Here is a 12,817-nt window from a genome sequence, read left to right on the forward strand (position 1 = left end):
AACGGATAAATAAATGGTTTTGATTGTTACTATGCTTATGTTTGCGCTGGCCCTGTCATTTTCGCCAGGTCCGGTTAATATGATTATTATCTCTTCCGGCGCTGCGCATGGATTCAGAAAAACATTTTCTTTCGTCTCGGGCGCCACTATTGGTTTTACATTGTTACTGGTCTTTATTAGTTTTGGACTCTACGCGGCCATCGCAACGTCCCCCTGGTTTTTTAGCTATCTGAATATCGTTGGTTCGTTATTTATCTTGTTTCAGGGCTATAAAATTGCTACTTCACATCCGGAATGGACACTGAAAAAAGCACAGGCGCCGGGGTTTGCGCAGGGTTTTTTAATGCAATGGCTCAATCCTAAAGCCTGGGCTGCCTGTGCCTCTGGCGTCGCCTTGTTTTCTGAACCCTCGTCGCGCCTGAGTATATCGCTATTTATTATCATCTACTTTTTTGTCTGCTATCTGTCCCTGGCGGCCTGGGCGATATTCGGTGATAAAATGTCAGCGATTCTCAAAAGCAGAGCACAGATCCGCCTGTTTAATCTGGTGATGGGCGGATTATTGTGCATGACTGCGGGTTACATACTGTATTCGCAGTATATTACCTATTCATAGCGGCTGATGTTCAATGGCATTATAGATATAATTAATCAGTTTATAGGCCGCGCCGCTAACTGAAATATTGCCAGGCCATAGGGCATACACTTTTAGCGGGGCTAATGACCAGTCAGGAAGTAGTTCCTGCATGTCGCCGCGGCGGATATCCTTTTCGCAGAGAAAACGCGGCGGAGCGGCCAGGCCAATTTGTTGTCTGGCAAGGGCATAGGCGGCTTCAACACTATCGACATACACGCCGGGTGTATACTTTATTATCGCCTGTTCGCCGTTGCGATGTCTGAACTCGCGCACATTCTCCCTCATCGTCAGCCCAATCCACGGCATTGATTCAAGCATAGCGGGATGATCAATGGGGGGATAGCGCAGGAGAAAGCCCTTTGCTGCCACCAGCTTTCGCGGCAGAACAAACAGGTGCCGTGCCTTGAGAGCGCTATCGGGGAGCTCGCCAATGCGAAAGGCGACATCAATACTGTCGGCAATAATGTCCTCGCGCAGGTCACTATAAGAAATGCTCAGAGCAATATCCGGGTTCTCTTTAATGAAATTTGCAAGATGGTGAGTGAATGGGCTGTTTAAAAAAACGGCAGGTATGGAAATACGCAGCTTACCGGCTGTGGATACCGAACGTTGCTTAAACTCAATGACGCCTTTTTCATAAAGCTCGAGCATCGACCTGGCGGTCTCCAGCACACTTTCGCCATCTTGTGTTAGAGAAAGCTTTCGGGTATTTCTGTAGAGCAAAGCGCTGTTAAGGTTTTTCTCAAGCCTGGATAAATGTGCGCTTGCTGTTGCGGTCGACAACCCTAACGCCGCGGCGCCGCCTGAAACAGAACCGCTCTCGACAATTTTGGCAAAGACTATCAGGTAGCGGATGTCATCGATCATTTACAGTCCTGTTTTCACTCGGTAACGATATGCGTGGCGCCGACAAAAGGGGATCCCGTTTCCGGATTAACATATCCTATTTTTATTGCCGGAAGTATCTGTTTAATCGCGCTTCTCAGGTCCGCTTGAACAAGTCCCAGGCATCCACCACGGCAGGGAGGGTTCGCGAAGCGTCGCGGGCCACCTCACTCGTCAAGGAGATACGTTTGCATATTGAGACTCATCGCCTGCGTCTTCGCCCAGTCATGGCTGAAGATGTCGCCGATCTTTACCGAATTTATGGCGATCCGGCGACTAATACCTTTAACCCCGCAGGACCCTACCCGGATATTGACTATGCCAGTACGGTTCTCCAGCGCTGGCTTGCCCACTGGCACGATCGCGGGTTTGGCAACTGGGCCATATCGGCGCGTGATGCTCCGGAAAAAATCATTGGCTTTGGCGGCTTAACTATTCGTCGCTATAACGATGTCATCCTCAACAATCTTGGCTATCGATTCGCAACAGAAGCATGGGGAAAAGGGCTGGCCACCGACCTCGCGACCTCGGCGGTAAGATATGGCTTCGAGGCGATCAAACTCACGGAGATTTCAGCGGTGGTGAGGGCGAATCACCTGGCCTCGCGAAAAGTGCTCGAGAAAGCAGGCTTGAGGTTCATCAACGAGATTGCCGATATAGAAAATGCGCCGCCGAGTCTGCTTTATTCGTTGACCTTAAGCGAGTGGTTAAGCCAGTCGGGATAACCCGCGGGGGCTTATTGGCAAGGCTGGATCGCACCGCAGCCGGCGCATCAGGCGGGGGATCGGCCACAGAGTGAGGCGCTCACTCTACTGGCTCAATTAACGCTGGCCCCTGATTGTTCAGATTGCCGACCGCCCGCGATACCGCGTGCCAGGTGAAATCGTCGGCGGAGACGCTTCCGTCCCTGGCAATCTCCTCCGCTTCCGCGCCGGTGAGATCCTGCCTCATCCATTCCCGGGCGGCTTCCGACGTCAGGACCAGAGGCCGGCGGTCATGTATATCGACAAGACCGCGATCGGCGGCAGCGGTCACCAGCAAAAATCCTTCGGCGCTGTCCCCGCGTTCGAAGGGGGTGCTGCCAATAGCGGCCATAAATATCGGCTGGCCATCCTTTCGCTGAATGAAGTAGGGCTGCTTTTTGCCTCCGACCTTTTTCCATTCAAACCAGCCATCGGCGAAGCAGATCGCCCGCCCGTGCTGCCACAGCGGTTTGAACACCCTGCTGGTGGCAGCGGTTTCAACCCGGGCATTAATCAGCGGTGATTTATCCCACCATCCCGGCGCATAGCCCCAGTGAACGGGATCGAGGTGGAGTTGCTCATTCCTTTCACTCAGGAGTAACACTTTTGTCCCTGGCGCGACGTTATACCGCCCAATGGGCTCCGGGTCCCAGGGGATATCGCGTTCGGCCTTTTCTGCGAGAAACGCCAGGTATGCTTCACGCGTCTGCGCTTGCGCAAAACGTCCGCACATCGCCACCTCCAGCCAGATATCTGAAGGAAAGTATAGTTCAGCAGGGAAGGGGCGCGGTTAGACATGATTTTGAAATCATGCGATTGTGAATTCTTTTCGCAGGCTTATAGCTGACGCTTAGGCACATACTACTTAAGTTGCCTACATTGCAGGCCTTAATTCTGGCCTGAACTATATTAATTGAAGTTACACATTCGCCATGTGAATTTTTATTTCGCAAAAGGGTTCGCGGGCGCAAATACTGAGCATTTGTCGCCTGAACAAGAAGTGTGGATGGGGTAGAGGGTGGTGTATTGACCCGCCGCTGCATCAGGTGAATGGCAACGGCGTCCAAAAAGGATTAGTTATCCGGGTTGTTGGAGATGCCTTTCCATACCATCCCCAGACCGATCAACATCGACGCGAAGAGGGCGAACAGGGTGGTAGAGATAAAAATGCCGGTCATAGTGATGCCTCAGAAAGTGCGTATGCAGGTTATTAGGCACGGAGGGATGAGAAAGGTTCCTTCCCTGACGGCGTAAATTTTCGCCAGTGTCTTCCAACTGGCGCCAGCGAGGCCAATGTGATGTCGAGGCCGCCGCAGCTGGCGAAACGATCGTCAGGGGAACCGCATTTCTCGTGGCGCTATTGCAGGGCGACGGGTGAGGGGGCGCGATTCGGGCGTTGACATCCCCTTGAACAAGTAATATATACATGACGCTTCTGTTTATTGAATGTTAAACAGCATCAGTTATGGGACTCAGAAGCACCCCAGCCCCCGCCGTCTGGCGGGGGTCACTTTGCCACCTGACCTGGTTATTTGTTTCTGTGACTGACGAAGAAATTTTTTTATTTCAGGTCTTGAAAAACGCGCTTTAGCTATTATTTTATAAAGCGGACAAGCAATGCTTGCCTTCATGTTGAGCTTTTGAATGGATATTCAGGAGGTTAATTATGGCACTCAAAACCTTGTCAGCACTCCCGGTATTTGCTGATTCCCTTTTTGCCGATCGCTTTAACCGTATCGACCGTCTTTTCAGCCAGTTAACGGGCGATACGCCGGTGGGGACCTTACCAGCCTACGATTTACAGAAAGTGGATGACAGTAATTTCCTGCTCAGCGTCAGCGTGCCTGGCTGGAAAGATGATGAACTGGAAATAGAGACCGTAGGCGGTAATCTGCATATTACCGGTAAACGCGCGCAAACCGAAAATCATTCCGGAAACAGCCAGGGTTGGATTTATAAAGGCATTCGCCGGGCTGATTTCCAGCTTAGTTTTTCGCTTCCCGAACACGCCCAGATTAATCAGGCGCAGCTGGAGAGCGGGATCTTAAAAATTGCTATCCATCAGGAGATCCCCGAGAGCGAAAAACCGCGCAAAATTGCCATTGAGAACCAGGGGCGGGTGATCGAACACAAAGTGTGATTCCGCTTCTGTGCCGAGGTAGTTCCTTTCAAGGCCCGCGCTGCGGGCCTTTATTTTATCCACTCAAGGTGGCGTAAACGGCCTCCAGGCGACGAGAGAAATCACTATGCTATCCTGTTAACAGGGCAGTGTGGCGGTGATACTTTTCAAATTCGGCGAGGAGTGAGAATGGCTGACGAGATCGATAAAGACGCACAACATACTCATCAACTGACCGCCGAGGTGGCCCGGGCGCTTATCGCGCGCGGCTGGCGGCTCACCACTGCGGAATCCTGCACCGGCGGCAATCTGGCGGCAGCGCTCTGTGCTCAGGCTGATACTGCGGCCTTTTATGATACCGGCGTGGTCACCTTCAGCGATGAAGCCAAGCGCAATGTGCTGCGGGTGCGCGCGGAAACCCTGGCGGAACACAGCGCTGTCAGCGAAGCGTGCGTGAAGGAGATGTCCAGCGGTATGCTGGCGATAGCCGGGGCCGACATCGCCATCGCCATCAGCGGCTATGCGGGACCGGAGGGGGGAGAGGATGGTACCCCCGCCGGCACGGTATGGTTTGCCTGGAACTTTCGCGGCCAGATCGAAACTCAACGGCTGCGCTTTACCGGCGACTGCGAGACAGTGGTGGCGAAAGCGGTGCGCTTCGCCCTGGCGGCGCTGGGTGAAAAGCTCCCCCACTGGCAGTGACGCTGCCGACTACCGCGGCCTTACAGATCCGTTGCCTGACGCGCTATCGGCCAGCAAATTTCCCCGATGCCGTTCAGGCACGGTCGGGAGAAAAGGAACCCCTGAAACAGGCGAATGCCCACCGACTGCAGCCAGCACCACTCTTCCAGGGTTTCGACGCCTTCCGCCACCACCGTGATGCCCAAATCCTCGCAGCAGCGCACGACCGAGGCGACAATCGCCTGCTTGGCGCCGCTGATATGAATATTGCGCACCAGCTCCGCATCCACTTTGATTTTATCGGGCTGAAAGCGGGTCAGTAACGACAGGCCGGAGTAACCCGCACCAAAGTCGTCGATGGCCAGCTTCATGCCCGCGACGCGCAGCGCTTTGAGCACCTTGCGGAACTGGTCAAAGCAGGTGATCACCTCCGTTTCGGTAACCTCTATCAGCACCTGGTCCGGTCGGAGGCCGGCCGCCAGCAGGCTGTTCATCAGCCAGCCTACGGCGTCAGGGTGGTTATACAGCGAACCGGGCAGCAGGTTAATGGCCAACTGGTGTTTACCAAGCGGTAACTGACCGGCGAGAGAGAAGGCATACGCTTTGCTCTCGAGGTCGAAACGGTAGCGATCCTCCGCCGGGATGGCGGCAAACATCTCTACAGGAGATCCGCCGGTGGGGCTGCGGATCAGCGCTTCAAAGGAAGAGACCCGCTTTTTGGCCGGCTCGACGATGGCCTGCAGGGCAAACTGGCAAGGTTGATCGGGCAGGTGGCGCGCGATGGCAGTGGCCGGGGCAGGCATCATCGTCCAGCGAGAAGGCTGCAGCGGCTCAGGCAGACAATAGCGCCCACCGTCGGCGATAAAGGCGCTAATCAGGCGGAACATCCGGTCGTTGACCGGATCGGTGACCCCAAACGAGCTAAAGCGCAGGAGCTCCTCCAGCGCGCTGTCGGCTTCGAAAAGACGAAGATCCAGCAGGCGCATTCCGGTGTCGTGAAAACGACGGTAGGCCGAATAGTCGCGCATCAGTTCCACCACGTCGCGATGGCGCGGATCGCTCTGTATCTCGTGGAATAACGACTCAAGATCCTCCTCGCTTCCCTCCAGCACCTGGAAGAACTGCAGCCCGTTAAACAGCAGAATACCGGTGATGCCAAGAGGCATGTTTTTCCCGCTGGCGCGATGAATTAAAGCGTCGAGATCGGTGGGCGGGCGGGCAGGATTAACCTGGCTGCGGTATATCAGGGTGGTTAGCATAATCATTCCGGTCGCTGCGGCAGCGCGTGATGGTCCGCACAGCGCGTATTGAGGGAGGTATGGCCAGACCCCCAGAGAAGTGTGGCTGTTTTTTCTGACATTTAACCAACCGTGATGTCCGCTACGCGGAACGGGAGCTTCACTTTGTGATTACCTTCACTCTACAGGGAATCTGAGGTTTAGCTATCTTTTTCTCATTTACAATGCAAAAGGGGGAATCAGGCCGCTCACTCCTCCTGTGGTATAGGCCCACCTCCTTAAATTATCGGTTAACATTCGCCACCAGGAATTATCCTGCCATTATATTACCCGCTCTCAAAAAGAGATGCTGGTCTTGCCTGATTAAAAGCAAATCCATATTATCAACGTAAGTTTAATTCCTTTTTTCAGGTCTGATATGAGCGACTTATTTATTATTTTGTGTCTGATTTTTTGTCCCGTCATTTCTTTGTGGAGTGGTCTTTCTTATATTCAGGAAAGACGCAAAAGACGCTACGTCTTCCGTTCCAGAAGATAATCTGCAGAGGTAATATAATGACGATTGTATTAACGTCTGGCGAGTAGTTTTACGAGGTTGTTAAATTGCTGGCGGCTGTGCAAATTGAACTTGCTCATAATATTCTTTTTATGCGAGTGAATGGTTTTGTGGCTAATTTTTAGCGCCGCGGCGACTTCATGCGGACTTAGACCAATACTGAACGCGTAAATGACTTTGGTTTGCGCATCGCTGACCGACTTGCAGGCGCAATTGATGCAACGCCGCAGGCGATTGAAGGACGGGTCTTGCTGAGGTGGCAAGGGGCGCTGAATCGCGCTGGCTATCTCATCTTTAAGACGCTGAACGGGAGCGTGGGGAGGCATAAACACCGCCTGACGCAGACAGTTGGGTAAACCCTCTTCGGCGGTAGCTTGTTCATTGTCCTGAAAAATAAAAAGCGTGTATTGCTCTGGGGCATGCTGAAACAGGTCATGACACAGGTACCATTCTCCCGCCACCATTTCCGTGAAGATCACATTAGCTTGCGCCATCCCATCCGCGTTCCATTGTTGAGAAAACTGATACGCTGATCCCCCGTAGGTCTTCATCGCTTCATCCACCAGCTCCGCAATAGCGACTCGCAAATAGTGATTTTTTATATTGATCAAAAAATTCGTCATATAACTTCCCTGTGGGGTATGAAAAAAGTGTCAGAATAAATTAAAGAATATAATGGTGATGCGAAGGCCTTTTTTAGCTGGGGTAATCTAAGGGATGTTTTTCATTAATGCAATATCTGCCAGGAAAAGTGAGATAACGGTGTGTTGGTATGCGAAAGTTCCTAATAAACAAAATGATAAGCATATATTTGAAGGTGTTTTAAGCGCTTTGGTAATTTTTTTATTTTTGCGATGCATAAAAAGCTTAGTGGCAGCCAGTATCTGTTGCTAAAATTAGCGGAGGACAAGATTACAGGAAGTATGTGGTGCTTATGAAGCAAATGCTCTATTTAAAAATGCTGGCGTGGCTGGAGGATAATATCTACTGTAACCCGGCGATCGATGACCTGGCGCAGTATATGGGCTATTCGCGTCGGTTTGTGTACGAGGTGTTTTATCAATATGGCCGGTTACCCATCGGGCAGTATATTCGCCTGCGGCGGCTGACCATCGCAGCGGTCAGTCTGCGTTTAACGCGGCAACCGATCGCCGCCATAGCCTGGCAGTTAAGTTACGATTCGCCGCAGACCTTCTCCCGGGAATTTAAGAAACGTTTCTCACTTTCGCCACGGGAGTACCGCTGCGCGGCGCACTGGGACACGGCAAAACTGTTAAAAAAATTCCCCACGGATGATGAGAGCCTGCCTTTGGCTCGGATCTGTTCCCTGCCGGAGCGGGTCTATTATGGCTACCCGATGAAGTATGAACTGCGCCTGTCGGATATGGTGTTGCAAAGTACCGCCAAGACGGCTATCAGACAAAAGGTTGACCGTTTTTTCGCCGCTGGAGGCGGTTCGCTTTCCATACTCTCCGATTACGCGGCAGCGAGTCAAAATGAGCTTAACGTCGAGGTTAACGCCTTTGTCGGTTGTCACGAGGCGCGAAAGCCGTCGTCCGCGTTGACCACCCGGTCGGGGCTGTATGTGGGGGTTGAATTCTACGGCAGCTGGTCACGCTATGCCCGTTTGTCCAGCGATCTCTATCTGGAACAGTTGCCAACGCTGGGGGTAAGCCGTCGGGATGGGCATGACATTGAATGCTTCATGACCCGTCATGCGGAAGGAGGAGAGGCAGAGGAGAAGCGCTATCACGTACGCTATTTTATACCGGTGACGCAGTCAGCGGGAGGCCAGCTGCCGGGCAGCGATAATGAGTTAGTCCCCGCGAAGGGGACACGATAAGGTGGCCGGAGCCACCCGGGTGAATATTACAGTACAAACCACAGCAGCCAGGTGATCAGGAAGCCCGTCACCCCCATGATGGTGGTCAGTACGGTCCAGGTTTTGAGCCCGTCCGGCACCGAGAGCCCGAGATAGCGCGTGACCACCCAGAACCCGGCGTCGTTAACGTGCGATAACCCGAGCGAGCCGAAACAGGTCGCCAGCGTCACCAGCACCAGCTGCAGCGGCTCCAGCCCGACAACCGCCTGTGACAGCAGGCCGGAGGTGGTGAGGATCGCCACGGTGGCCGAGCCCTGCGAGGCCCGAAGCACCAGCGACAGCAGGAAAGCGGCGGGCATCAGCGGCAGATGAATCGTCTCCAGCGCCTCGGCTAAGGCATTGCCGATGCCGGAGGCGACCAGCACCCCGCCAAAGGCGCCGCCGGCGCCGGCGACGAGGATCACGTCCGCCGAGGAGGGGATCGCGCTGCCGGTGACTTCTCCCAGCTTTTTCAGGTTCATCCCCCGCCGGATGCCCAGCGTCCAGCTGGCCAGCCCCAGGGAGATCAGCAGGGCGACGGGCGGGGTGCCAATGACGGTCATCAGCTGGCGAATCGCGTTATCCGGCAGCAGCAGGGCCTGACACAGCGTTCCGGAAACAATCAGCACGATGGGCACCACGATCAGCCCGCCGATAACCAGCGCATTCGGCGGCGCCAGTCGGGTCTGCTGGGCGTTGACGGAGAGGTCGGGCACCTCGGCCGTTTGCTGCTGTTCCAGCACGTTAATCGACAGATGATAATGGCGCTGATTGATAGACCGGGCGACAAAATAGCCCACGATACCCACGACGATCGACACTCCAATTCCCGCCAGCATCAACCAGCCGACATCGCTATGCAGAATACCTGCCGCAGCCGCCGCGCCAGGGTGGGTTGGCAATGCCACATGGACGGTTAACATCACTCCGGCCATCGGTAGGCCAAATTTCAGCGGCGACAGATGGGCGACTTTACTGAAGCCGTAAATTAACGGAATGATGATAATAAAGCCGACTTCAAAGAAGACTGGCGTGCCGAGAATAAAAGCCACGATGGTTAAGGCGGCAATAGTCCGTTTAGAACCCAGCACGCCGGTCAGCGTTTTCGCCAGCGATTCGGCGCCGCCGGATATTTCAATAAGCACCCCCAGCATTGATCCCAAAATAATTATGCTGGCGATGTGGCCGAGCAGGCCGCCCATGCCTTTTTCAATGGTGGTAATGATTTTATCCGCCGGAATGCCGGTGGCGAACGCCACCAGCAGGCTGACGATCAGGAGCGCCACAAAAGGATGCGCTTTCGCTTTGATCACCAGCAGGAGCAACAGCACTACGCTGGCTAACGCAATAAGTAACAGCGCCGATGTCGACATAGTTTTGCCTCGGGTATTAACAGGTGTACAGAGAGTTATATTTTTAGAACCGCGCTTTATTTTTTCCGGTAGGGCGAGAACCATTCCAGTCCGGAAAGGGTATCCGCCCTGGGGATATATTCGCAGCCGATCCAACCGTCATAGCCGACGTTATCCAGCAACGCATAGATCCATGAATAATTAATCTCGCCCTCGTCCGGTTCATGGCGGTCGGGCAGGGAGGCTATCTGAATATGGCGGTACTGACCGGCATACTCGGTAATAAGATGGCTTAAATTGCCGTCCACTTTCTGCGCATGAAACAGATCTAACTGCACGGCGATGTTTGGCCGGTCGACCCGCTGCGCTATCTCCAGCGTCTGATATTGACTGTGGTAGAAATAGCCCGGTTTGGTCTGCGGATTCAGGGCTTCAATAAGCGCCCGCTTGCCGTGGCGGGCAAAGCGCTCAGCGGCGTAGCGCAGGTTATCGAAAAGCTCCGCCTCGCAGGCCGCGCGATCCATCCCCGACTGCACCACGCCGGCCATAACATGCACCTGCGGACAATCCAGCTGGCAGGCATACTCCAGCGCCAGCTCGATATCACGCCGGGCCTCGGCGCTCCTGCCCGGTAGGGCGGCGAGTCCCCATTCCCCGGCGTTAACGTCGCCGGGCGGGGTATTGAACAGCACCAGCTGCAGCTGGTTTTCCTGCAGGCGCTGTTTAATTTCCCCGGCGGCATACTCATAGGGGAACAGAAACTCCACGGCTTCGAAACCGGCGCGGGCGGCGGCGGCAAAGCGGTCCAGGAACGGCAGTTCGGTAAACAGCATGGATAAATTTGCAGCAAATTTTGGCATGGTTTTATCTCAGTTCATCCACTTCGTCAGCGGTCAGGTAACGGATCTCGCGATTGCCGAGGGTAAACATCAGCCGCGCGGTCTCTTCCAGCTCTTCGGTATTATTGGTGGCTTCGCGCAGCGATGAGCCAGTGACCACCGGACCATGGTTGGCCAGTAAAAAAGCGTTATAGCGCGGTGCCAGGCCGGCCAGCGCCTCGGCAATGCGGTCGTCGCCCGGTCGGTAGTAGGGAACCACCGGGACGTCGCCGACCCGCATCACCACGTAGGGAGTAAAGGGGCGAATACAATTGTGCGGATCGAGCCCCTGCAGGCAGGAGAGCGCGGTCAGATAGTGGCTATGCAAGTGGACGATCGCCTTGCAGGCCGGGTTATGTAAATAGACCGCCCGGTGAAAAGCGATCTCTTTCGACGGTTTGTCGCCGGCGATCCATTCGCCTTGCAGGGTGACCACCGACAACCGCTGGGCCTGCAGCTCGCCCAGGCAGGAGCCGGTCGGCGTCGCCAGCAGGTTGCCGTCCGGCAGCAGGAGCGACAGATTGCCGGCGGAGCCGGTGGCATAACCGCGGTTAAACAACGAGGCGCCAATCTGCACCATCTCATCTCGCAGCTGTTGCTCAGTCATGACAAAACTCCTGCTGGGCACGGGCAAAGAACTGGATATCGCCGAAATTACCTGACTTCAGCGCCAGGGAGAGCGGCTGGCGGGTGTCACGCACCCAGGGAACCCCAGGGGAGATCGTCGGCCCGATATGGAACGCCTCGACCCCCAGCGTCTGCGCCACAATGCTCGACGTTTCCCCTCCGGCCACAATAAACCGGGTGAACCCTTTCTCCTTCAGCGCGGCGGCGAGGGCGGCGAACAGCTGTTCCACCCGTTCGCTGCTGGCCTTGTCGCCATACTGCGCCTGGATCCGCTGCAGCGTTTGCGGCTCAGTCGTGGCATAGACCATCGGCGCCAGCGGCGAATCGCGGTTTGCGTCCACCCAGGCCGCCAGCGTCCCGGCATAGCCCTCCAGATCGGTAAAGCAGGCGCTTAAGTCGACGGCGCGGGCGGGAGCCTGTTCACGATAGGCCGCCACCTGGCTGTTGGTCATCAGCGAACAGGAGCCCGAGAGCACTACCGCCGGGCCGGGCAGCGGCATGCCCGCCTGGGATCCTTCACCCTGGGTTCCGTGGCGCTGCGCCCAGTCGCGGGCGAGGCCGATGGCGAGACCAGAGCCGCCGGAGACCAGCTTCATCTCCCGCAGCGCCGCCCCCTGAGTCAGCAAATGCTGTTCACTGAGGGCGTCGAGCACCACATAGCGCACCGCCGGATCGCTGATGGCCGCCAGCGCGGCAGCGACCGCCTCCGGCCCCTGATCGATAATCGGCCAGGCGATCAGCGCCGCTTTTCCGCCGCCCTGGCGCTCAATTAAGCGGCCCAGGTGGGCATCTTCCATCGGCGTCACCGGATGGTGGCGCATCCCGGACTCATTGAGTAACTGCTGGCCGACAAACAGATACCCCTGATAGACCGTGCGGCCGTTTACCGGCAGCGCCGGGGAAATCACCGTCCGGGTCTCGCCCAGCTCTGCCAGCAGAGCATCCAGTACCGGGCCAATATTGCCCTGCGCGGTGCTGTCGAACGTGGAACAATACTTAAAATAAAATTGCTGACAGCCCCGGGCCTGCAGCCAGCGCAGGGCCGCCAGCGACTGGCTGACGGCGGTTTCCACCGGGCAGGAGCGCGTTTTCAGGCTGATCACCACCGCTTCGCTGGTCAGCGGCAGTTCGTGGGGCGGTACGCCGTTTAGCTGCACCGTCGCCATGCCGTTGCGTACGAGGAAGCTGGCAATATCCGTGGCGCCGGTAAAGTCATCGGCAATGACACCAAGCTGCATCT

General features: G+C 55.4%; 16 protein-coding genes. 7 read left to right on the forward strand and 9 right to left on the reverse strand.

Going from position 1 to position 12,817, the window contains the following annotated elements; translation table 11 throughout:
• Positions 1-13 precede the first annotated feature (13 nt).
• The gene (locus ACOI7Z_RS03195) at positions 14-616 is read left to right on the forward strand and encodes a LysE family translocator (protein WP_137916280.1); all 603 of its coding nucleotides are present in this window, start codon (positions 14-16) and stop codon (positions 614-616) included.
• On the opposite strand, the gene ACOI7Z_RS03200 is transcribed toward ACOI7Z_RS03195, so the two are convergent.
• On the reverse strand, positions 611-1,504 hold the full coding sequence (locus ACOI7Z_RS03200) for a LysR family transcriptional regulator (protein WP_023289591.1): 894 nt from the start codon (positions 1,502-1,504) through the stop codon (positions 611-613). The genes ACOI7Z_RS03195 and ACOI7Z_RS03200 overlap by 6 nt on opposite strands.
• A gap of 206 nt (positions 1,505-1,710) precedes the next feature.
• Here ACOI7Z_RS03200 and ACOI7Z_RS03205 point away from each other — a divergent pair, with 206 nt between their 5' ends.
• Positions 1,711-2,247 carry a GNAT family N-acetyltransferase gene (locus tag ACOI7Z_RS03205; RefSeq protein WP_023289592.1) on the forward strand — a complete coding sequence of 179 codons (537 nt, stop codon included), beginning with the start codon at positions 1,711-1,713 and terminating at the stop codon, positions 2,245-2,247.
• Between the two features lie 79 nt (positions 2,248-2,326).
• Here the strand turns inward: ACOI7Z_RS03205 and ACOI7Z_RS03210 are convergent, their stop codons facing one another.
• Positions 2,327-2,998 (reverse strand): SOS response-associated peptidase, encoded by a 672-nt coding sequence (locus ACOI7Z_RS03210; protein WP_137916279.1) that lies wholly within the window; start codon positions 2,996-2,998, stop codon positions 2,327-2,329.
• A 340-nt stretch (positions 2,999-3,338) separates the two neighbouring features.
• Positions 3,339-3,443: a YnaM/YnfT family protein gene (locus ACOI7Z_RS03215; RefSeq protein WP_022065603.1), complete on the reverse strand. Its 105-nt coding sequence runs from the start codon at positions 3,441-3,443 to the stop codon at positions 3,339-3,341.
• Here ACOI7Z_RS03215 and ACOI7Z_RS03220 point away from each other — a divergent pair.
• The 3 genes from ACOI7Z_RS03220 (at position 3,394) to ACOI7Z_RS03230 (ending at position 5,086) form a co-directional block, all read left to right on the forward strand.
• Positions 3,394-3,519: a hypothetical protein gene (locus ACOI7Z_RS03220; protein WP_369821819.1), complete on the forward strand. Its 126-nt coding sequence runs from the start codon at positions 3,394-3,396 to the stop codon at positions 3,517-3,519. The two genes, ACOI7Z_RS03215 and ACOI7Z_RS03220, sit on opposite strands and share 50 nt — an antisense overlap.
• 412 nt (positions 3,520-3,931) lie before the next feature.
• Positions 3,932-4,405: an Hsp20 family protein gene (locus tag ACOI7Z_RS03225; RefSeq protein WP_023289594.1), complete on the forward strand. Its 474-nt coding sequence runs from the start codon at positions 3,932-3,934 to the stop codon at positions 4,403-4,405.
• A 168-nt stretch (positions 4,406-4,573) separates the two neighbouring features.
• On the forward strand, positions 4,574-5,086 hold the full coding sequence (locus tag ACOI7Z_RS03230) for a 2-oxo-tetronate isomerase (protein ID WP_137916278.1): 513 nt from the start codon (positions 4,574-4,576) through the stop codon (positions 5,084-5,086).
• A gap of 20 nt (positions 5,087-5,106) precedes the next feature.
• On the opposite strand, the gene ACOI7Z_RS03235 is transcribed toward ACOI7Z_RS03230, so the two are convergent.
• Complete coding sequence (locus tag ACOI7Z_RS03235; RefSeq protein ID WP_065882330.1) at positions 5,107-6,324, reverse strand: diguanylate phosphodiesterase; 1,218 nt, start codon at positions 6,322-6,324, stop codon at positions 5,107-5,109.
• Positions 6,325-6,721: 397 nt separating this feature from the next.
• Between ACOI7Z_RS03235 and ACOI7Z_RS03240 the strand changes: the two genes are divergently transcribed.
• Entirely contained in the window at positions 6,722-6,841 is a 120-nt protein-coding gene (locus ACOI7Z_RS03240) for a small membrane protein (RefSeq protein WP_137910593.1), read from the forward strand.
• Positions 6,842-6,870: 29 nt separating this feature from the next.
• Here the strand turns inward: ACOI7Z_RS03240 and kbvR are convergent, their stop codons facing one another.
• Positions 6,871-7,482: a LuxR family transcriptional regulator KbvR gene (kbvR, locus tag ACOI7Z_RS03245; protein WP_086076317.1), complete on the reverse strand. Its 612-nt coding sequence runs from the start codon at positions 7,480-7,482 to the stop codon at positions 6,871-6,873.
• Positions 7,483-7,793: 311 nt separating this feature from the next.
• Between kbvR and ACOI7Z_RS03250 the strand changes: the two genes are divergently transcribed.
• A complete protein-coding gene (locus ACOI7Z_RS03250; RefSeq protein WP_087849197.1) occupies positions 7,794-8,702 on the forward strand; it encodes a helix-turn-helix domain-containing protein in 909 nt (302 codons plus the stop codon).
• A 26-nt stretch (positions 8,703-8,728) separates the two neighbouring features.
• On the opposite strand, the gene ACOI7Z_RS03255 is transcribed toward ACOI7Z_RS03250, so the two are convergent.
• Genes ACOI7Z_RS03255 through otnK form a run of 4 tightly spaced genes read right to left on the reverse strand, consistent with a single transcriptional unit; the run spans position 8,729 to position 12,815 of the window.
• Positions 8,729-10,093, reverse strand: coding sequence for a GntP family transporter (locus ACOI7Z_RS03255; RefSeq protein WP_023289599.1), 1,365 nt, complete (start codon positions 10,091-10,093; stop codon positions 8,729-8,731).
• 56 nt (positions 10,094-10,149) lie between these two features.
• A complete protein-coding gene (locus ACOI7Z_RS03260) occupies positions 10,150-10,932 on the reverse strand; it encodes an HPr family phosphocarrier protein (protein WP_137916277.1) in 783 nt (260 codons plus the stop codon).
• Positions 10,933-10,936: 4 nt separating this feature from the next.
• Positions 10,937-11,557 (reverse strand): aldolase, encoded by a 621-nt coding sequence (locus ACOI7Z_RS03265; protein ID WP_065806325.1) that lies wholly within the window; start codon positions 11,555-11,557, stop codon positions 10,937-10,939.
• Entirely contained in the window at positions 11,550-12,815 is a 1,266-nt protein-coding gene (gene otnK, locus ACOI7Z_RS03270) for a 3-oxo-tetronate kinase (RefSeq protein ID WP_048297465.1), read from the reverse strand. Before otnK ends, ACOI7Z_RS03265 begins: the two co-directional genes overlap by 8 nt.
• Positions 12,816-12,817: the final 2 nt, after the last annotated feature.

Origin of the sequence: Klebsiella sp. C283, from assembly GCF_048822555.1 — a bacterium.
GTDB classification, from domain to species: domain Bacteria; phylum Pseudomonadota; class Gammaproteobacteria; order Enterobacterales; family Enterobacteriaceae; genus Klebsiella; species Klebsiella quasipneumoniae.

What these genes read in the sequence shown, in the direction of transcription:
- ACOI7Z_RS03195 (WP_137916280.1), top strand. Translation starts at nt 14, where the DNA reads ATGGTTTTGATTGTTACTATGCTTATGTTTGCGCTGGCCCTGTCATTT.
- ACOI7Z_RS03200 (WP_023289591.1), bottom strand. Translation starts at nt 1,504, where the DNA reads ATGATCGATGACATCCGCTACCTGATAGTCTTTGCCAAAATTGTCGAG.
- ACOI7Z_RS03210 (WP_137916279.1), bottom strand. Translation starts at nt 2,998, where the DNA reads ATGTGCGGACGTTTTGCGCAAGCGCAGACGCGTGAAGCATACCTGGCG.
- ACOI7Z_RS03215 (WP_022065603.1), bottom strand. Translation starts at nt 3,443, where the DNA reads ATGACCGGCATTTTTATCTCTACCACCCTGTTCGCCCTCTTCGCGTCG.
- ACOI7Z_RS03225 (WP_023289594.1), top strand. Translation starts at nt 3,932, where the DNA reads ATGGCACTCAAAACCTTGTCAGCACTCCCGGTATTTGCTGATTCCCTT.
- ACOI7Z_RS03230 (WP_137916278.1), top strand. Translation starts at nt 4,574, where the DNA reads ATGGCTGACGAGATCGATAAAGACGCACAACATACTCATCAACTGACC.
- ACOI7Z_RS03235 (WP_065882330.1), bottom strand. Translation starts at nt 6,324, where the DNA reads ATGCTAACCACCCTGATATACCGCAGCCAGGTTAATCCTGCCCGCCCG.
- ACOI7Z_RS03240 (WP_137910593.1), top strand. Translation starts at nt 6,722, where the DNA reads ATGAGCGACTTATTTATTATTTTGTGTCTGATTTTTTGTCCCGTCATT.
- kbvR (WP_086076317.1), bottom strand. Translation starts at nt 7,482, where the DNA reads ATGACGAATTTTTTGATCAATATAAAAAATCACTATTTGCGAGTCGCT.
- ACOI7Z_RS03250 (WP_087849197.1), top strand. Translation starts at nt 7,794, where the DNA reads ATGAAGCAAATGCTCTATTTAAAAATGCTGGCGTGGCTGGAGGATAAT.
- ACOI7Z_RS03255 (WP_023289599.1), bottom strand. Translation starts at nt 10,093, where the DNA reads ATGTCGACATCGGCGCTGTTACTTATTGCGTTAGCCAGCGTAGTGCTG.
- ACOI7Z_RS03260 (WP_137916277.1), bottom strand. Translation starts at nt 10,932, where the DNA reads ATGCCAAAATTTGCTGCAAATTTATCCATGCTGTTTACCGAACTGCCG.
- ACOI7Z_RS03265 (WP_065806325.1), bottom strand. Translation starts at nt 11,557, where the DNA reads ATGACTGAGCAACAGCTGCGAGATGAGATGGTGCAGATTGGCGCCTCG.
- otnK (WP_048297465.1), bottom strand. Translation starts at nt 12,815, where the DNA reads ATGCAGCTTGGTGTCATTGCCGATGACTTTACCGGCGCCACGGATATT.